Below are 18,889 nucleotides of genomic sequence, written 5' to 3'. Positions count from 1 at the left end.
GGAACCTTTGTGGGCCGTCTGTTTCAAAAATGGAAGATTCCCCAGGTTGTCGGGTATATCTGCCTGGGAGTGATTCTGGGGAAAACCGGCTTCAATGTTGTGAATACCAGCACTCTGGTGGCTCTGCAGCCCTTCAATTCTTTTGCCCTGGGCCTTATTGGATTCATGATCGGAGGAGAACTCAAAATAAGTACACTGAAAAAGTACGGAAAGCAGTTTTCTACCATCCTCATACTGGAAGCACTGGGCGCCTTCTTCCTCGTTTCCATTCTCATGATCCTGATGGGTTTTCTATTTTTTAATGATAAATTGACAGCCATCTCCTTCGGACTGCTTATGGGTGCGATTTCGTCTGCCACCGCACCGGCAGCCACCACGGATGTCCTCTGGGAAAACAAGACCAAAGGTCCCCTGACAACCATGGTCCTCGGCATTGTGGCTATGGATGATGCCTTTGCCCTCCTTCTTTTTGCCCTGGCATCCAGCATCGCCGGACTGCTAAGTGGTCAAGGCAATGTCAGCCTTGGATACAGCCTTGTGGAGCTTATCTGGGAAATCGGGGCCGCCATACTATTGGGATTTCTGGCGGGAGCCATCATCAAACGGGCCATAAGCTCTTTTGTGAATGATGACAAGATTCTGGCTTTTTCTGTCGGTGCCATACTTCTGATCATCGGGGCAGCCCAGATACTGAAGGTTGATATGATTCTGGCAGCCATGAGCCTGGGCTTCTTTGTGACCAATCATATTCCCCTGAGAAGTAAAAAGACATTTCACCTGGTCGAAAAATTTACCCCTCCAGTATATATCCTCTTCTTTGTATTGGTCGGGGCCAAGCTGGATGTGTCTGGATTGACCCTCATGTCTGTCATTCTGGCCCTGGTTTATATCGTCGGAAGGATTGCTGGTAAAGCTTTTGGAGCCATCCTGGGAGCGACCCTGTCAAAGGCTCCCAAAACGGTAAGGAAGTACCTGCCCTTCTGCCTTCTCAGTCAGGCGGGTGTGGCCATCGGTCTGTCCATTGTAGCCGGTCAGTCCTTCAAGGGTCCCATCGGGGATACAATCATCCTGGTCATTACGGCCACGACCTTTGTGGTTCAGATCATTGGCCCGGCCTTTGTTAAATACGCCGTAGTCAAGTCAGGAGAAGTCGGTCTGAATGTGACAGAGGAAGACTTAATTCTCCAGAGCAGGGCCGGGGATCTGGCAGACCGGGAAATTCCGATGATCAAAGAGAATGAACCTCTCCAGGGAATTCTGAAAATATTCGCCGAAAGGGACAATCTCTATTATCCTGTGGTCAATACCGAAGGCATGCTGACAGGGATTCTTTCCATCGAAAAACTGAAAGACACTTTTATTGCTTCTGACTTATCAAAATTCTTACTGGCCCATGATATTATGGATAAGGTTATTTACAAGTGCACAAAGGATACGAGTGCCGCCGAGATATACAGTTTCTTTAAAAAAAGTAATATTCCCTCCGTCCCCCTTGTAGACAGTGACGGACATGCTATGGGAATCATCGAGTACAGACGCATACAGCAGCTCATTTCCCGCAGACTGTCTGAGTTTGAACAAAAAGCAGTCCAAATGGAGGAAGTCTGATAATGAAACTTGGTTCATTGATTCAAAAAGAGTACATCCTGACGGGGGATAAATACGCATCCGTAATGGAAGCGGTTGATGCCCTCATCAAACTGTTCTCTAAAAAAGAGAAACTCCCTGTTTCTGTTGAAAAAATCAAAGAAATTGTTCTGGAGAGGGAAAGCCTGGGAGGTACGGTCCTGCCTCCGGGCATAGCCATTCCCCACGGCCGCATAGACGGATATGAAGATATTCTGATCGGCATGTGGGTTCCCTCAAAGACTCTGGAGACAGATCAGGGAGATGTGAAAGTTCTCATGTTCTTTCTGACATCCAAGGCCGGATCGTCCTTCTATCTGCCCGTACTCTCCTCTCTTGGGAAATACTTTGGCAAAGAAGAGTTCCTGGACTCCCTCCTGGGATTATCGGCCCAGCAGATCCATGATGAGCTGAATACAATGCAGATCAAAAAAGAGATCACCATTGAAGATATCATGACCCCCGACCCGATTTCCTGCACCAAACAGACAACATTAGCCCAACTTTCTGACCTTTTCTATCAGAAGGACCTCAGTTATATCCCTGTGGTCGATGAAAACAACGTTCAAATCGGCGAGGTCACCATCAAGGATCTCTTTTCCAAGGGAATTCCAGATTATGTCAAACGTCTGGGTGATGTCAGTTTCCTGAAAACCCTGGAGCCCTTTGAGGCCCTATTGAGGGAGGAAGACAGAATCCTGGTCCAGGAGATTATGAGACCCCCCAGCCGAAAGATTGCCAAGGGAGGATCCATCATCGAAGCGGTGATGATGATTACAACCAAAGGTGTCCGTCATATTCCTGTGATCGAAGACAAAAAACTGGTGGGAATGGTCAGTGAAACTGATATTCTCAAAAAAGTATTGAGAGCCTGATATGATTCTAATAATCCTTGGAGTATTCTTTTTTGTACTCATTTTCATTTTGATTTCTCTGGAAGTCATAAATAAAACCATACTGGCACTCCTGGGAGCAGTACTGTTCATTGCCCTGGGTATTCTCAATGAAAAGATGGCTTATGAAGAAATTGACTGGAATGTCATCTTTCTTTTGATTGGTATGATGGTGATTGTAGGCATCACAAAGCGGTCAGGTCTGTTTCAATATATTGCCATTAAATCGGCTAAGGTGGTCCATGGAGATCCCGTAAAGATTCTGATTCTTTTTTCTGTGATCACCGCCCTGCTTTCCGCCCTGCTGGACAATGTAACAACCGTATTGATCCTGACACCTGTGATCATCCTGATCTCTGTGGAATTAGGACTCAATCCCATTCCCTTTATAATCAGTTCCGCCCTGGCTTCCAATATCGGCGGAATGGCTACCCTGATAGGTGACCCTCCCAACATCATGATCGGTAGTGCAGCCAACCTTGGTTTTACAGATTTCCTGATTAATCTGGGGCCACTGGCTTTGATCCTGATGGTCATGCATTCCGGCCTGGTTCTCCTGTTTTTCAAGAAAGATTTAAAAGTGAGCATGGAGCGGCGGGCCCGTATAATGGATTTTGATGAGAATGCTTCCATAAAAGACAAAACACTTCTGATCAAGAGTCTTGTGGTTCTTTTTCTGGTTCTTCTCTTCTTTCTCCTTCACGGTGTCATAGGCTTAGCCCCTTCGACGATCGCTCTGGGGGGAGCTGCCGTCCTGATGCTGCTCGCAGGATCCGATGATGTTGAGGAATTCTTCAACGAAGTGGAATGGTCCACAATCTTTTTCTTTATAGGCCTCTTTATCATGGTAGGGGGACTTGTGAACCTGGGGGTCATCAACTTCCTGGCAGAAAAATATCTGGTTTTAACCCATGGAGATATGTTTATCACCTCCGAATCCATCATCTGGGTGAGCGGGTTTTTATCTGCCTTCCTGGATAACATTCCTTATGTAGCTACAATGATTCCCCTTGTGGAACGGTTGAGTCTGGATATGGGAACAAATATCGATCCCGTATGGTGGTCCCTGGCCATCGGAGCCTGTCTGGGCGGAAATGGAACCCTGATCGGAGCTTCAGCCAACGTCGTGAGTGCCGGCTTGTCCGGGCGAAGCGGTTATAAGATCAGCTTTATGGAGTTCACAAAATACGGTATGGTCGTCATGGTCTGCTCTCTTATGGTATCCAGTGCTTATGTTTATTTCCGTTATCTGATGTAGATGTATATGAAAGGTGGTGGCCCCATGTTCTTTGATTCGGGTCCCTTCCTTTAAACTTCAACAAAGACCTCAGACCATCCTGATTCTGAGGTTCCGATATGTTCCCATAGTAGACGCATCGGGTTTAAAAAAGCTGAAAATCATCATCAGGGATCTTCAAAAGAAGGATCTCCTCAATTCGCGTGAGAATGAGATGATTGAAGAAGAGTCCTGCCTTTTTCTGGATATTGATACGGTGATAGCCTATGCTAAGAAGAATAAAAGACCTTAATGTTTTGTATCTTTGAGAACTTTTGAAAAGAAGAAGATCCTGATACAATAAACACTCTTTTATTAATACCTGTGAGAGAATGGATATGCTGATCTATTATTGGTTTCCTTATCTGATATCTGCTGTCATTAATATACTCCTGGCTTTCTATATCCTGAGATACAGGAAAAAAAGGGGCGCCTTCTCTTTATTGGTTCAGATTATCAGCATATCTATCTGGTCTATACTGGAGGGGCTCATCTGGTTTGACCTGGACCTGGAAACCCGCCGGCTTATCTGCAGTTTTCAATATATATTTATCGTCCTGGTCCCCACATTTTTCTTCATATTCAGCTATGAATATACGGGGAGAAGTATATTTACCAGGCGTCGCTATTATGCGGCCCTTTTCCTGATACCCCTCTTTACAATCTTTATGGTATGGACCGATGCAGGGCATCATCTCTTCTACACTGACTACTGGATTGAAGAGTCCGGGCCTATCAGGGTCATGGTCTTGAGTTATGGTCCGGTTTTCAAGATCTGGGCCCTTTATGCCTATGCTCTGGCCATATGGTCGGCCACGGTGATACTGAAATCCTATCATACATCCCCAGTCCTCAATAAAAAACAATATGTTGCCATTCTCCTGGGCATGGCAATTCCTTATTTCGGTAACATCACATACCTTTTAAACCTCTTTCCCCTGCCCATTTACGATTTAACCCCCCTCATGTATACCTTTACTGCATTTCTCCTTTCCTGGGCTTTCAGCAGGAATAAACTCCTTGACCTGATCCCTGTGGCCCGGAGTGAAGTATTAAAAAACATGAGCGACGGTGTAATGATACTGGATAATCATGGCAGAGTGGGAGACCTCAATCCAGCGGCTGAAATGATTCTGGAACTTCCTTCTCAGGATGCTGTCGGCTGCAGTGTCAGCGACCTGTTTAAGGATAAACCCGAGCTGGTTGAAGTCTTCCTGAATACAAAGGAACAACTCGACACAATCAAAATGATAAAAGAAGGGAATGAAATGTTTTATGACATCAGACGATCCCCTCTTATAGATCGAAAGAACTATTCCATGGGTCGGATTCTGGTTCTCCGGGACATGACAGAACAGAGAAAAATGGAAAAAGAACTCGAGCGTTTTGCCACCACAGACACCCTTACAGGCATTCTTAATCGCCGCCATTTTACCTGGCTTGCCGAAAATGAACTGATCCGAACCAAACGGTACAACTCCGCCATCTCGCTGATTATGATAGATATAGATCATTTTAAAGATGTAAATGACAATTACGGCCACGATGTGGGAGATATGGTATTAAAAGCCATGGTCAGGACATGTCAGGAAAAACTGCGTGAAATTGATCTTTTCGCCCGCTGGGGAGGAGAAGAGTTTGTCATTCTGCTTCCGGAAACCGGCAGCGAAGCAGCCAATGAAGTGGCAGAGCGCTTACGGGAAGCCATCGAAAACATGGTGTTGCCCTCTCCGTCGGAGGACATTAAAATAACCATCAGTCTTGGACTGACAGAGTTCATATTAAATAAAACAACCCTTTCTTCAGGATTAAAAAAAGCAGATCAGGCCATGTATCTCTCAAAGAGGCAAGGCCGTAACCGGGTCAGCTGCTTAAAAGAATCTTGACCAGAGGGAAGGACGAAATATACACACAGTTCCGAACAAGCTCCTCCCCTTCTGAAAACAGTCCTTGTGGACAAGGTACAAACTGGGAGCTATGATGTTAAAACACAACTATGACTGAAAAAGAAACAGAAGCAATATTAAGTAATCTCAAAGATCTTGGATTTACCGAGTACGAGGGTAAGGTGTATATGACCCTGATCAATGATCACCCCCTGAGTGCTTACAACATATCAAAGAATTCGGGAGTGCCTCACTCCCGGGTGTACGATATTACCAGACGTCTAATAAAAAAATGTTATTTCACTTCCAAGGGAACCAACCCGGAGCTTTTCTCTCCCATATCACCTGAGGAGCTCATTTCACGTCTGCGCCGCAATAATTCAAAACTCACAGGGGAACTTCAGCATCAGCTGGAATCTCTCAACTTCACAGCCGATTTTGATCCGGTATGGAATCTGTCCGGTCAGACTGAAGCCGTCGAAATGGCCGCTCTACTCATAGAGGAGTCTGAATCAATCATCTTTATCGGTCTCTGGGATGAGGAATTGATGATACTGGAAGACTGTCTGAGAAAGGCCCGGAACCGGGGTGTCAAAATCAATATCCTCCTCTATGGAGAGGCGAAACCCGACTTTGGTGAGGTCTACACCCATAGCATCGAAAAACTGGATGACATCCATGAAGTCGGCCGTTCCCTGGACCTCGTCATAGACGGAAAGGTTTGTATTACAGGAAGCCTGGGAGGGGTCATGCCCTGCCAGGCCGTATGGACCCGGAACAAGGGACTGATTAAATCCATAGAAGGATACATCATCCATGATTTCTATATCGCCGAGGTGAGTCATTCCCTGGGAGAGAAGGTAGAAGAGTTCTTCGGCAGGAACTTTGAAAATCTCAGAAAAAAGTACGGCCACTAACTTTATAATCCCTGGGCACTCTTTTATTGATATTACAGGTTATTTCATAGGGAATGGTGCCGGCCAATGCGGCGATGTCTCCCGCCGTCATGCCTCCCTCGGCCCCACCGAAGAGGAGGACTTCATCAAATAAAACCGCCTCTGTTTCGGCTCCCAAATCGATCATAAATTGATCCATACAGACACGTCCGGTAACAAGACAGGACTTCCCCTTCACCAGGACCCTCCCCCGGGATGAAAGAAGACGGTTGTATCCGTCGGCATAGCCCGCAGGAATCGTGGCAATCCAGGTATCTTCCGGAGCAAGCCAGGTTCTTCCGTAGGAGATGGGACTCCCCTTTTGAACCTTCTTGAGAAAGGAAAGTCTTGAAACCAAATCCATGACTGGCTTGAAATCAACTGTTTTTACCATTCTATGGTCCGGATAGTATCCGTAGAGACAGATTCCCGGACGGACCATATCAAAGTGAGCCTCCGGGTGAGTGATGATGGCTCCCGAATTGGCCGCATGAATGATGCCGGGATCAATTCCTTTGGCCCTGACGGCCTCAAAGGTTCTGATTAAGAGGCCAATCAGTTCCTCTGTGAAATGGAGATCATCCTCTAGAGGACTGTCAGAGACAGGAAGGTGTGTACAGACTCCCTCGAGTTTCAGGTTCTTCATTTCCACCAGATTTTCGGCCAGAAGAGGAGCTCCCTCAGGGCTGACTCCGATGCGGCCCATTCCTGTATCTATTTTCATATGAACATTGAGAATGACTCCCTGTCTGAAAGCCTCCTCATCCAGTCTTGCCGCATAGGCTGCATCACCCACAAAAGGAGTGAATCCATGACTCACAATCTCGGGGATTTCCTCATCCAGGGCAAAGCCGAAGAGGATAAGGGGAGCATCAATACCTGCCTTCCTCAGTATGATTCCCTCATACACCGTGGCGACTGCCAGAAAGTCGACACCCCAGTCCAGGGCTTTCCGGGAAATCTCCAGGGCTCCATGGCCGTAGGCATCGGCTTTTACGGCGATACAAATCTTCTTATCTCCCCCGGTAAGCTGTTTTATACACTCCAGATTATGGATGATATGGTCCAGATGGATGACGGCTCTTGTCGCTCTTTTATTTTCTGCCTGCACGCTGGTCTGCCCCCGAAAAATTAAAATGCTGTGATGATGGTCAGGACATGGCCTTCCACCGCATCATTCAGATTTGCAACATCTGTAATCACTGCTTCATTTTCGTGTTTACCCCGAATAAATTCAATAGCTGCTATGATTTTTGATCCTCTTTAAAGTGAGAATAAATTGAAAAATATTTGTTGTTACTATTACAGTAGTAATGGTAGAATTAAAAATACACAGATCTGATGGAAAGGAATTGAATAATGGAAAATATCAGAGTCATAATATGGGGATTCGGTGCCATGGGCAGCGGTATGGCCCGGATGCTCCTCAAGAAGAAAGGGGTCGAGATATGCGGGGTCTGCGACATGCATCCCGACCGTGTGGGCAGAAGCCTTTTTGATCTTTGCGGGGTCGAGAAAGGCGACCGTCAGGATGTCATCCTTCAGAGTGATATTGCCCGGGTTCTGCAGGGACATCCAGCAGACATAGCTCTTCTAGCCACAGACTCCTTTACAGACAAAGCCTTTCCCAAGATTCAATACCTTCTCGAAGAGAAACTGAATGTCATTTCCACTGCCGAAGAGATGGCCTTCCCTCTGGCCTCGGAACCCGAACTGACCGCGAAACTGGATGAGATTGCCAAGGCCAACGGGGTCACTGTTTTGGGAACCGGAATCAATCCCGGCCTCATCATGGATCTCCTTGTGGTGGCCCTCACCGGGGCCTGTATCGACGTGGAGGAGATTGAAGCAGAACGGATCAACAGCCTCTCCCCCTTCGGCCCTGCCGTCATGGAAGAACAGGGAGTAGGCCTCACTCCCTCAGAATTTGCTCAGGGAGTCAAAGACAAGACCCTGGCCGGACATGTGGGGTTTAATGAATCCGTGGGAATGATCTCCCGCGCCATTGGATGGAAACTCAGCGAACCTGTCAGGCAGTCGATGGAGCCGATTGTCTCCTCGGTTTACCGTAAAACACAGTATGCGGAAGTTCAGCCGGGGAACATCGCCGGATCCAGTATGAAAGGTTCCGGTTTTGTCGACGGAAAAGAAAAAATCCGAATGATCCACCCCCAGCAGATAGAACCTCAGCTGGAAGGCACCGAGACAGGAGATTACATCCGCATCAAGGGAACCCCCGACATATCCATGGCGATCAAACCCGAGATTCCCGGAGGAATCGGCACCATTGCCATGTGCGTCAATATGATTCCACATGTGATCAATTCACATCCAGGATTGAAAACCATGATTGATCTGCCCGTTCCACGGGCCATCATGGGGGATATGAGGGATTTGATATGCAGTCCGTAAAAGGAGATTGGGTTAGAATTCATAAGATCCTTCTCTCTCCCCCGGAAAGAGCCTCTCAGAATCCGGAGGATACAAAAAAAGTCCCCCTGGAGATGTGGGACAAGGGTTTTCTCCTCCTGGAAACGGCAGAGACAGGAGAAGAAGTAGAGATAGAGACCATCATCGGACGCAGAATGACAGGAACCCTTATTGAAATAAATCCTCAATACAGCCACGGCTGGGGACATTGTATCCCCGAAATCCTTCAGATCGGCCGTCAGATCAGACAGATTCTGTCTGCAGAGGAAGCCCCCGAGGAGTCTGATAATGAATCATAGTCCCTACGAATCACTCATGGCCCGCAAGGGTGAAATCATGAAAAAATCTGTAGGCATCGATTACAGCCGTTATGAGTCGGGATCTGTGGCCTTTGATTTTGAAGTCCTGATGAAGGATATCGGCTACTCCCTCCAGGACATTCAAAAGATCCAGACCGAAACCGGGGTGGGACAGACCCCCCTCTATGAACTGAAAAACTTGACAGCCCTCTGCCGAAGGACGGCTCCCCGGGGAAAGGGTGCCCGGATATTCCTCAAAGATGAAGCAGTGAATCCTTCGGGCAGTTTCAAGGCCCGCAGGGCGGCTGTCAGTGTCTACCATGCCAAAAGACTGGGCTTTAAGGGTGTTATTGCGGCGACCAGCGGCAACTACGGAGCCGCCGTGGCCAGTCAGGCGGCCATGCTGGGTCTGAAGTGCATCATCCTCCAGGAATGCTATGACTCCCGGGGCAAGGGACAGCCCGAAATCATCGAAAAGGCCCGAAAATGCGAAGCCTACGGCGCCGAGGTAATACAACTGTCGGTGGGACCCGAACTCTTTTACACCTTTCTCCAGCTCCTGGAAGAAACGGGGTTTTTCAATGCATCCCTCTACACTCCCTTCGGAATCGCCGGTGTTGAAACCCTGGGTTACGAACTGTCACAGCAGATGAAGGAAAAGTGCGGCAGGAATCCCGATGCGGTTGTGATTACAACGGCAGGCGGCGGAAATGTCACCGGGACAGCCAGAGGACTCATCAAGGCAGGAGCCCCGGAGACATCAATCATCGGGGCAAGCGTGGACCTCAAAGGCCTGCATATGGCCAGTGACAAGCAGTTCAATAGAAAATCCTTCACCACAGGACATACGGGTTTCGGTATCCCCTTTGCCACGAATCCCGACCGTTCCGATGTTCCCCGCTCAGCGGGAAGGCCCCTGCGCTATCTGGACCGCTATGTGACTGTCCGTCAGGGAGAGGTCTTTTATATGACCGAGACCCTGGCTCAGATAGAGGGACTGGAACGGGGTCCCGCCGGAAATATCTCTCTGGCGGCAGCCTTCTCCATCGCAAGGGAGATGGATGCAAATCAGATGATCCTGGTACAGGAAACCGAATACACCGGCGCGGGAAAACACATCCAGCCTCAGCTCTCCTTTGCCCGGGACAACGGAATAGACATCCGCTTCGGCAATCCTGCACAAGAGATTCCGGGAACATCCATCATTCTGCCCTCACATCCCTCCATGATTCAGACGGTGGATCTGGATCTGGACAAGATTCGCCGCTCCTACATCAGGAACTGCCTGGCAGAGCACAGCGTCAATTATCTGAGTGAGGAGGATCTGAGTCAGGAGGATCTGCAGTATCTGGCAGATGAAACCAGGCAATCCATAGAAAAAGTACAATCAATAATCAAGGCAATGGAAGGATAAGAATGGAACGAAAAGATGATTATCAACAAAGAAGACAACATCTGGCCGCTATGAGTGAGGATCAGCTGGAAAGCCGATTCTGGGAACTCTGCGGGCAGTTGATGGACCCCATTGTGGACATGGCAACCGGCCATACCTCCCCGTCCATCGAACGCTCGGTCCTCCTGCGGATGGGATTTTCCAGCATGGAGGCTCATTCTATCGTCCAGGGAGCCATCGACCGGGGTCTTCTGGAACACGGAGCAGGCCACCTGGTGATCAAACTCTCCAGGACCAGGCATCTGGAAATCCGTGAGGCCGGTCTGGCCTTGGCAGAAAACAGACTCTGGGATGAGACAGAACTTCTCTTTCAGGCAGGGAGCAGATGAAACCACTGATAAAAAATGAAAAACTGAATGTTCCAGAGATACTGAAGAATCTTGAAAATTACCGGCCCCGACGGAGAAACTGGGTCTGGCGGAAGGGATCGGGTGAAAAAAGGCAGATAGGCAAGTTCGAGTATTATGATACCTCAGAAAACCTCAAACAGGGCCAGCCCCTGCCTGCCGGACACTTTTTCAACGACATTGACCCCCAGTCCACGAGTACAATTACCACCGAGATTGCCTCCGGCCGATTCGAGGATGACATCCGCCGGATGCGCATGGCCGCCTGGCATGGAGCAGACCATCTGATGGTCATCCGGACGGCCGGTCAGAGTCATATGGACGGCCTGATCGAAGGCACTCCCCAGGGCATCGGCGGAGTGCCGATCTCCCGGAAGCAACTCCGGGCCCAGCGAAAGGCTCTGGATCTGATAGAAGATGAAATTGGCAGACCCATCAACTACCACTCCTATGTGAGCGGTGTAGCCGGGCCGGAGATTGCCGTCCTCTTTGCCGAGGAAGGGGTCAACGGGGCCCACCAGGACCCTCAGTACAATGTTCTGTACCGCAACATCAACATGGTCAGAAGCTTTGTGGATGCGGCTGCGGCCAAAAGGGTCATGGCCTGGGCAGGTATGGCCCAGATAGACGGAGCCCACAACGCCAACGCTACAGCCCGGGATGCCTGGAAGGTCATGCCCGAACTGATGGTACAGCACGGTCTCAACTCCATCTTCTCGGTGAAGGCGGGAATGAAAAAAGAAAACATCTGCCTCTCCACGGTTCCTCCCACGGCTCCCCCCGCCCCCTGTATGCGTCTGGATCTGCCCTATGCGGTGGCCCTGAGAGAACTCTTTTCAGAGTACAGGATGCGGGCTCAGCAAAACACAAAATATATGGGGTCCTCTACCAGGGAAGCCACGGTCACTCATACACTGAACCTCTTGATTTCCAAGCTGACCCGTGCGGAAATCCAGTCCACCATCACCCCCGATGAGGGACGGAATGTTCCCTGGCACATCTATAATATGGAGGGCACCGACACGGCCAGGCAGGCCTTTGCCGGCATGGACGGTTTGATGGAAATGATACAGATCCGCAGGGATAAGGGCGAACTGGCCCAGAAAGTGCGGGAGCTGAAAGAACGGGCGGTTCTCTATCTGGAAGAGATGGTGGAAGTCGGCGGATATTTCAGTGCGGTGGAACAGGGATTCTTTGTGGACTCGGGATACTACCCCGAACGGAATGACGATGCCATCACCCGGCATAGAAACGGCGGGGTCGGAGCGGGTACGGTGTATGAACGGGCTGAAGATTATATGGCCCCTGTCACGGCCCACTTCGGTTACAACAACCTGGAACCCTACGGTGAAGAAGCAGTCAGGGACCCTTCCTGTCTGATAGGAGGCGGAACCTTCGAGCAGCCGGAAAAGATCGTCTACATCGATGAGCTGGATGATGTGGACAATGTAAGAGTCCGGATGGAGGAGAACCGGGACTACAGGGAAAAGAACATCGTCAAACCCGAAATGGAGTGGCTGGGAGACGGCGTGGTTCAAACCACCATGTTTCTGCCTACAGATGAGCGGACCGCCTCCTTTGCGGCCATAGAAGTAGGAAAAAAAATGGGCCTGACAGAGGTGGAGGTCATACACAGCGAGGTGATGCAGGCTGCCGAAGGCACTCGTGTAGAGATAAAAGGCAAGTTTCAACACTCTATCAATCTGGATACACTGGTCATCCCTCCCGAGCCGGAAATCCTCAGTTTTGAAGAGATATGTGCAGCCATCAAGGCAAAACCCCTGAAAGTGGTGGCCGCCACGGTGGGAGAAGACGAGCATTCAGTGGGACTCCGGGAAATCCTCGACATCAAGCACGGAGGCATCGAAGGTTTCGGCATCGAGGTCCACTATCTGGGTACATCCTGCCCCGTTGATAAACTGGTGGATGCGGCGATTGAGCTGAATGCCGGGGCCATCCTGATTTCCACCATCATCAGCCACGATGATGTACATTATAAAAATATGAAGAAAATCCATAATGCCTGTATAGAAAAGGGCATACGGGACAAAATTATCCTGATTGCCGGGGGAACTCAGGTAACTCCCGAGTTGGCCCGGAAAAACGGCATGGATCAGGGATTCGGCCGGGGGTCCAACGGGACCATGAATGCCACCTTCCTGGTAAAACGCCGTGAAGAGATGAGCCTGTAGATGAGAGTCGATGTTCTGTGCGCCGAAATAGGGAGTACCACCACAGTGGTCAATGCCTTCAGCGGCATCCGTACGGACAATCCCCATCTTGAGGGGCAGGGATTTTTCCGGACCACCGTTCTCGAGGGGGATGTCACGGTCGGTCTGAATGCGGCCATGGACGACCTTAAAAGCCATTTGCAAACGGATCATCTGAGTTGGGACCGATTTCTTGCCTCCAGCAGTGCTGCCGGGGGTCTACGCATGAGCGTCCACGGCCTTGTGTATGACATGACGGTCAGGGCCGCAAAAGAGGCCGCCCTGGGTGCAGGCGCCAATATTCATCAGATCACAGCCGGCAGAATGAGCCGAAGTGATTTGAAGAAACTCCATGAAAACAGGCCCAATATCATCCTTATCGCCGGGGGAGTGGATTATGGAGAGCGGGAAACCGCTTTGTACAATGCCGAAAAAATTGCCCTCCTGAAGCTGGATATTCCGGTGATCTATGCCGGGAACCTTCAAAACCGGGAGGAGATTGGCGAGATCTTTCAAAACACTGGTTCCCCTCTGTATATCGTTGAGAATGTGTATCCGGGGATTGACCGCCTGGAGGTTCAGCCTGCCAGAAAAATTATCCAGACCATCTTTGAAGAACACATCGTCCATGCCCCGGGAATGGATAAAATCCGCTCCCTCGTAGATGGTCCCATCCTTCCGACTCCCGGAGCCGTTATGGAAGCATCTCTTTTATTGAAAGAAAATCTGGGTGATCTGATCACATTTGACGTGGGAGGGGCGACAACGGATGTCCATTCAGTCACAGAAGGAAGCGATGATGTAAACCGGATTCAACTGTATCCTGAGCCCCGGGCCAAACGCACCGTAGAAGGCGATCTGGGTGTGTTTATCAACCGGATGAATGTGTTTGCCCTCTCTGATAAAAAAAGGATGACCCGGATCTGCGGCATAAAAGAAGAAGAGCTGGAAGACTCTGTCCTGGCCCTGAACGCCCTGCCCAAAAACCCTCAGGAGGGAGCCCTGGTCAGCGAACTGACTTTCACGGCACTGAAAACAGCCCTCCACAGACATGTGGGAAAGTACCGTGATTCCTTTATGGCCCAGGGCAAAAAAACAGGATCCGAAGGACGGGATCTGACGGCCATTACCACCATTGTCGGGACAGGAGGAGCCCTGACCCGATTGGATACGGGAGCCTCCCTTTTGACAGAAGTTTTCACTCAAGGACATAAAAAAGATCTTTTACCCCAGGCCCTCCCCCGGGTTTTGATCGATTCGTCCTACATTATGGCTTCCCTGGGTGTATTAAGCAGGGAGTATCCCGAAGCAGCCGCCCGGCTCTTTTCCTTTTATCAGGCAGAAAATCAGACCAGGAGAGTGCCCCATGGCGGGTCCTGAAATACTTATAGATATCGATAAAGTGAGGTCCAAAACCAGGGCGATAGTTACGTTCTGCCGGGAACGGGGAGTCCTTGTAACGGGGGTGACAAAAGTAACCTGCGGCATGCCCCTTGTCGCCCGGGCCATGCTGGAGGGAGGAGTCGTCAGCCTTGGTGAATCCCGGGTGGAAAACATAAGGCGCATGAGGGCCAGCGGCATCAATGCACCCATGATAATGCTGCGGATACCTCCTCTTTCACAGGTGGATGAAATCGTGGCTCATGCCGATATCAGCCTTAATTCGGAGCTCTCGGTGATCAGATCCCTCTCGAAAGCCGCCCTCAGAAAAGGAAAAATTCATAAGATCATTCTGATGGTGGATCTGGGAGATCTGCGGGAAGGCATCTGGCCCCGGGATCTGATGGATACAGCTGCCGAAGTGATGAGATTCAAGGGGATCAGGATCGCGGGCATCGGAACCAACCTGACCTGTTTTGGAGGAGTCCTACCCACCAAAACCAATATGGAACAGCTTGTCGGCTTCGCCGAAGAGATCGAAGAGACCTTTCAGATAACACTGGAAATAATTTCCGGCGGCAATTCCTCCTCTCTCCCCCTCCTGGCCAGTGGAAAAATGCCTCAAAGGATCAATCATCTCAGAATCGGTGAGGCCATAGTCCTGGGACGTGAAACAGTCAATGGAACCATCTGGCCCGGCTGCAGCTGTGATGCCTTCCAGTTATCCGCCGAACTGATAGAATTGAAGAAGAAGCCTTCTGTTCCCATCGGAGAAACCGGATTGGATGCCTTTGGAGGAAAACCTGTTTTTACGGAGAAGGGAGAAATATTACGGGGGATTCTCAGTGTGGGAAGAGAAGATATCCTCGTAGATAAACTGATCCCTGAGGATACAAACATCACCATATTGGGTGCGTCCAGTGATCATCTTCTGGTGGATGTCTCACTGACAAAATCCCCGGTCAAACTGGGCGACCAGATATGTTTCAACATGAACTATGGGGCTCTCCTTGCTGCCATGACTTCCAATTATGTTAGAAAAACACCCCTCAACAAAGGCGGGACTGAAATGGAAAAAAAACCGATCGTTATGCTGGGAAACTCGCCACTTTTCCTCAATGAGAACTTACTCAAACATCTGGAAGATCTGGGTTATAAATATGAGGTCAATAAATCGGATATTAATGAAAAATTAATCTTGGAAATTGTAGAACATTCAAAGCGTCCTTTTATTGGCGGAGAGATCAATAAAACCTATGATTCAATAAAAGGATTGACCCATTTTTTTAGACAGACAGGACTGATAATCCTGTCACCTTATGCCTCATTACACAGAGAAAACATTGGAAACAACAAGTTCTCATTTCTCTCAAAAATATTTGGATTATTAGATTCAGAATCTGACCTTTCGTCCTTCGTATCACCCGAGAATACGGTGATCATCGGCCTGAGAGAAGCCGATAAATCAGAAGTTGAAATCATCAGAAACATAGGCATTCAGGCCTATACCATGGAAGACATAGACCTGTTGGGGATGAGGGAGATCATGATCAACAGCCTTCGGAAGATTACGACAGGTACAGAAGGATTTTATGCCCGCCTCAGTACGGATGTGATTAATGCGGAAGGAGAAGGCCTGACCTTCCGGGAGGCCCACATGGCCATGGAAATGATAGCCGATTCGACCCGGATGCTGGCTCTGGATATCTCAGGAATCCCGGATAAGAGCTGGATCGACGATAGAGCCCTTTCTTCGATTGTGGAGTCTGCCTTCGGCAGGCGGATACTCAGGCTCTGACTCGCAATGGGCCCAAAAAACCGATGAACCTCACAGTCCATCGGTTTTTTTATTTCCCCTTAATGACTCAGAGATTGCCGATCGTAGCCACCATGACAGCCTTGATGGTATGCATTCTGTTTTCCGCTTCATCGAAAACCACGGAATGCCTGCTTCTGAAGACTTCATCCGTCACTTCCATTGAATCCAGAGCAAACTTTTCTTTCACATCCTTGGCAACATCTGTTTCGGTATCATGAAAGGCGGGAAGACAATGCATGAAAAGAACATCTTTGTTGCCGGTTTTTTTGATCATATCCATGTTCACCTGGTAGGGTTTCAGCTGTTTGATTCTTTCTTCAAAGAGAGCTTCTTCACCCATGGAAACCCAGACATCCGTATAAATCACATCGGCCCCTTTCACTGCATCCAGACTCTCTGACAGCTCGATAACAGCACCGGTTTCTTTGGCAATTTCCTTCATTTCGGACACAAGTTCTTTTGAGGGAAAGAGTTCTTTAGGTGCCAGGGCTACAAAATGCATTCCCATTTGAACCGCGCCGATCATCAGGGAGTTCCCCATATTGTTCCTAGCGTCACCTGCATAGACGAATTTGACCTTATTCAAGGGCTTGTCGCAGTGCTCCATCACGGTCAGAAAATCAGCCAGGATCTGTGTTGGATGGTAGAGGTCAGTCAGTCCGTTCCACACGGGAACCCCGGCATATCGGGCCAAATCTTCCACGGTTTCCTGCTTGAATCCCCTGAATTCGATACCATCGTAAAACCGTCCCAGAACCTTTGCCGTATCTTCAACAGACTCTTTTTTTCCCATCTGACTGTTTGTCAGGAAGGTAACTTGAGCTCCTTCATCAAAGGCGGCGGTTTCGAAGGCACAACGGGTTCTTGTCGATGCCTTTTCAAAAAGCAGAACTATATTTCTTCGGTCCAGAAGGTTCCCTCTGATCCCGGCTCTTTTTTTTCTTTTCAGATCAAGGGAAAGATCCAGTAGATAACGGATTTCCTCAGGAGTAAAATCCTTCAGTGTAATCAGATGTCTTCCTCTTAAATTGACAGCCATATTATTCTCCTTCAACTCTCAAAATGGTTTTATTCAATATCATTTCTTTTTAAGGGCATGCTCATACAACGGGGTCCACCCCGTCCGCGAACAAGCTCTGATCCTTCAATTTCAACAACCTCTACCCCATTTTTCCGCAGGGAGTCATTCGAGGCGGTATTTCTCCGGTATGTTACAACGGTTCCGGGGGAGATTGCCAGTGTATTCGTACTATCATTCCACTGTTCTCTCGCCGCCGTGATCTTATCCCCTCCGCCGCTGGGAATAATCAGGACCTGATTCAGTTTCAGGGCCTTGCTGAGGGCCTTGTTCAAGTCTCCCCGGTGGCTGATCTTCAATCCACCTTCTTTTCGGGAAGGATTCTTCAGGCTGAAGACCTTTATATCCCCCTCGATTCCGGGAAATATAGTGAATTTATCCCTATCAATCATGGTAAATACCGTATCCAGATGCATATAGGCTCTCTTAAAGGGTATTTGAATGACAAGTATCTCCTCGATGGAAGATCCGGAACGAAAGAGATTTTCTGCTATTTTCTCAATAGCCACCGCCGAGGTTCTGGCGCTGCAGCCAATGGCCAGGACGGTCTTGCTCAACACAAGAATATCGCCTCCCTCGATGGATTCGCTTTGATGATAATCGTACCACTGAGGAATATCACCAGTATTAATCTCTCTATGGAAACGGTTGATAAAAGACAAAATCATGGGTTCCCGGCTCCGGGCGAAGGTTTTCATCGAGTTAATGGAAATTCCATTTCCTATAACAGATCCGGGATCTCGTGTGAAGTAGAGGTTTGGCAGAGGATTGATGTAAAAAGGATAGTCATCGGCAATATAATAGGAGAGGCTTCTATGATCCTCTCTGTAGCTGATTTCACTCTTATGGAGACCGGCGATAAGGATCTCAGTTAAGGCGGAAGGACTCCTGGATAGCAAATGTTCCAGGATGGCATCCTTTTCTTTCAAACGATCGATACCCGAAAAAACGACAAGTTCCTGGACCAACTCTTTTTTAACATTTGCATCCTTCAGGATCTCTTCCAGAAGTTTGTCATAGTAGTAAACCTTACAGCCCCTCTGCCTGAGAGCATCGGCAAACATATCATGCTCTTCCTGCATGCGGCCCAACCAGGGGATATCATCAAAAAGGAGTTCTTCCAGATACTGGGGAGTCAGCCTTTCGAGTTCCTTACCGGGTCTGTGAAGAAGAACTGATTCAAGTTTTCCAACTTCAGAATTCACATTATAAAAAGGGGTATTGATCATTTGATCCTGCCTTTTGAAATTGATCATT

General features: G+C 48.8%; 16 protein-coding genes. 13 read left to right on the top strand and 3 right to left on the bottom strand.

All coding sequences use genetic code 11. The features are described 5' to 3' along the window. The 6 genes from PF479_RS14190 to PF479_RS14165 form a co-directional block, all read left to right on the top strand. Nucleotides 1–1,608 (top strand): cation:proton antiporter (locus PF479_RS14190; protein WP_298007741.1); only part of this gene is annotated, 1,608 nt, incomplete at its 5' end. Nucleotides 1,609–1,610: 2 nt separating this feature from the next. After that, a complete protein-coding gene (locus tag PF479_RS14185) occupies nucleotides 1,611–2,501 on the top strand; it encodes a CBS domain-containing protein (RefSeq protein ID WP_298007739.1) in 891 nt (296 codons plus the stop codon). Nucleotide 2,502: 1 nt separating this feature from the next. Then, nucleotides 2,503–3,777: an ArsB/NhaD family transporter gene (locus PF479_RS14180; RefSeq protein WP_298007737.1), complete on the top strand. Its 1,275-nt coding sequence runs from the start codon at nucleotides 2,503–2,505 to the stop codon at nucleotides 3,775–3,777. A 31-nt stretch (nucleotides 3,778–3,808) separates the two neighbouring features. After that, on the top strand, nucleotides 3,809–4,048 hold the full coding sequence (locus PF479_RS14175) for a hypothetical protein (protein WP_298007736.1): 240 nt from the start codon (nucleotides 3,809–3,811) through the stop codon (nucleotides 4,046–4,048). A gap of 85 nt (nucleotides 4,049–4,133) precedes the next feature. Next, nucleotides 4,134–5,681 (top strand): histidine kinase N-terminal 7TM domain-containing protein, encoded by a 1,548-nt coding sequence (locus tag PF479_RS14170; RefSeq protein ID WP_298007734.1) that lies wholly within the window; start codon nucleotides 4,134–4,136, stop codon nucleotides 5,679–5,681. Between the two features lie 110 nt (nucleotides 5,682–5,791). After that, entirely contained in the window at nucleotides 5,792–6,598 is an 807-nt protein-coding gene (locus tag PF479_RS14165; RefSeq protein WP_298007732.1) for a TrmB family transcriptional regulator, read from the top strand. On the opposite strand, the gene alr is transcribed toward PF479_RS14165, so the two are convergent. Next, nucleotides 6,576–7,727, bottom strand: a complete 1,152-nt coding sequence (gene alr, locus PF479_RS14160; protein ID WP_298007730.1) for an alanine racemase — start codon at nucleotides 7,725–7,727, stop codon at nucleotides 6,576–6,578. The two genes, PF479_RS14165 and alr, sit on opposite strands and share 23 nt — an antisense overlap. Nucleotides 7,728–7,975: 248 nt before the next feature. Between alr and ord the strand changes: the two genes are divergently transcribed. The 7 genes from ord to PF479_RS14125 are packed head-to-tail and all read left to right on the top strand — an operon-like array spanning nucleotide 7,976 to nucleotide 16,533. Next, complete coding sequence (ord, locus tag PF479_RS14155; RefSeq protein ID WP_298007727.1) at nucleotides 7,976–9,028, top strand: 2,4-diaminopentanoate dehydrogenase; 1,053 nt, start codon at nucleotides 7,976–7,978, stop codon at nucleotides 9,026–9,028. Further along, entirely contained in the window at nucleotides 9,016–9,345 is a 330-nt protein-coding gene (gene ortA / locus PF479_RS14150) for a 2-amino-4-oxopentanoate thiolase subunit OrtA (RefSeq protein WP_298007726.1), read from the top strand. Before ord ends, ortA begins: the two co-directional genes overlap by 13 nt. Then, nucleotides 9,335–10,759 (top strand): 2-amino-4-oxopentanoate thiolase subunit OrtB, encoded by a 1,425-nt coding sequence (gene ortB / locus PF479_RS14145; RefSeq protein ID WP_298007724.1) that lies wholly within the window; start codon nucleotides 9,335–9,337, stop codon nucleotides 10,757–10,759. Before ortA ends, ortB begins: the two co-directional genes overlap by 11 nt. 2 nt (nucleotides 10,760–10,761) lie before the next feature. Next, a complete protein-coding gene (locus PF479_RS14140; RefSeq protein ID WP_298007722.1) occupies nucleotides 10,762–11,127 on the top strand; it encodes an ornithine aminomutase subunit alpha in 366 nt (121 codons plus the stop codon). Next, nucleotides 11,124–13,337 (top strand): D-ornithine 4,5-aminomutase subunit OraE, encoded by a 2,214-nt coding sequence (gene oraE / locus PF479_RS14135; protein WP_298007720.1) that lies wholly within the window; start codon nucleotides 11,124–11,126, stop codon nucleotides 13,335–13,337. The genes PF479_RS14140 and oraE overlap by 4 nt, the downstream gene beginning before the upstream one ends. Then, the gene (locus PF479_RS14130; RefSeq protein ID WP_298007718.1) at nucleotides 13,338–14,735 is read left to right on the top strand and encodes a GlmL-related ornithine degradation protein; all 1,398 of its coding nucleotides are present in this window, start codon (nucleotides 13,338–13,340) and stop codon (nucleotides 14,733–14,735) included. Beyond that, nucleotides 14,722–16,533 (top strand): alanine racemase, encoded by a 1,812-nt coding sequence (locus PF479_RS14125; RefSeq protein WP_298007717.1) that lies wholly within the window; start codon nucleotides 14,722–14,724, stop codon nucleotides 16,531–16,533. Before PF479_RS14130 ends, PF479_RS14125 begins: the two co-directional genes overlap by 14 nt. A 67-nt stretch (nucleotides 16,534–16,600) precedes the next feature. Here the strand turns inward: PF479_RS14125 and argF are convergent, their stop codons facing one another. Beyond that, on the bottom strand, nucleotides 16,601–17,593 hold the full coding sequence (gene argF, locus PF479_RS14120; RefSeq protein ID WP_298007715.1) for an ornithine carbamoyltransferase: 993 nt from the start codon (nucleotides 17,591–17,593) through the stop codon (nucleotides 16,601–16,603). Nucleotides 17,594–17,622: 29 nt separating this feature from the next. Continuing rightward, on the bottom strand, nucleotides 17,623–18,889 hold a 1,267-nt coding region (locus tag PF479_RS14115; RefSeq protein ID WP_298007713.1), incomplete at its 5' end, for an arginine deiminase.

The organism is Oceanispirochaeta sp. (genome assembly GCF_027859075.1).
GTDB lineage: Bacteria > Spirochaetota > Spirochaetia > DSM-2461 > DSM-2461 > Oceanispirochaeta.
The sequence above is the reverse complement of the archived record's forward strand: the minus strand, read 5'-3'. Positions and strand labels throughout refer to the sequence as shown.

What these genes read in the sequence shown, in the direction of transcription:
- PF479_RS14130 (WP_298007718.1), top strand. Translation starts at nt 13,338, where the DNA reads ATGAGAGTCGATGTTCTGTGCGCCGAAATAGGGAGTACCACCACAGTG.
- PF479_RS14140 (WP_298007722.1), top strand. Translation starts at nt 10,762, where the DNA reads ATGGAACGAAAAGATGATTATCAACAAAGAAGACAACATCTGGCCGCT.
- ord (WP_298007727.1), top strand. Translation starts at nt 7,976, where the DNA reads ATGGAAAATATCAGAGTCATAATATGGGGATTCGGTGCCATGGGCAGC.
- PF479_RS14125 (WP_298007717.1), top strand. Translation starts at nt 14,722, where the DNA reads ATGGCGGGTCCTGAAATACTTATAGATATCGATAAAGTGAGGTCCAAA.
- ortB (WP_298007724.1), top strand. Translation starts at nt 9,335, where the DNA reads ATGAATCATAGTCCCTACGAATCACTCATGGCCCGCAAGGGTGAAATC.
- oraE (WP_298007720.1), top strand. Translation starts at nt 11,124, where the DNA reads ATGAAACCACTGATAAAAAATGAAAAACTGAATGTTCCAGAGATACTG.
- PF479_RS14170 (WP_298007734.1), top strand. Translation starts at nt 4,134, where the DNA reads ATGCTGATCTATTATTGGTTTCCTTATCTGATATCTGCTGTCATTAAT.
- argF (WP_298007715.1), bottom strand. Translation starts at nt 17,593, where the DNA reads ATGGCTGTCAATTTAAGAGGAAGACATCTGATTACACTGAAGGATTTT.
- PF479_RS14180 (WP_298007737.1), top strand. Translation starts at nt 2,503, where the DNA reads ATGATTCTAATAATCCTTGGAGTATTCTTTTTTGTACTCATTTTCATT.
- ortA (WP_298007726.1), top strand. Translation starts at nt 9,016, where the DNA reads ATGCAGTCCGTAAAAGGAGATTGGGTTAGAATTCATAAGATCCTTCTC.
- PF479_RS14185 (WP_298007739.1), top strand. Translation starts at nt 1,611, where the DNA reads ATGAAACTTGGTTCATTGATTCAAAAAGAGTACATCCTGACGGGGGAT.
- PF479_RS14165 (WP_298007732.1), top strand. Translation starts at nt 5,792, where the DNA reads ATGACTGAAAAAGAAACAGAAGCAATATTAAGTAATCTCAAAGATCTT.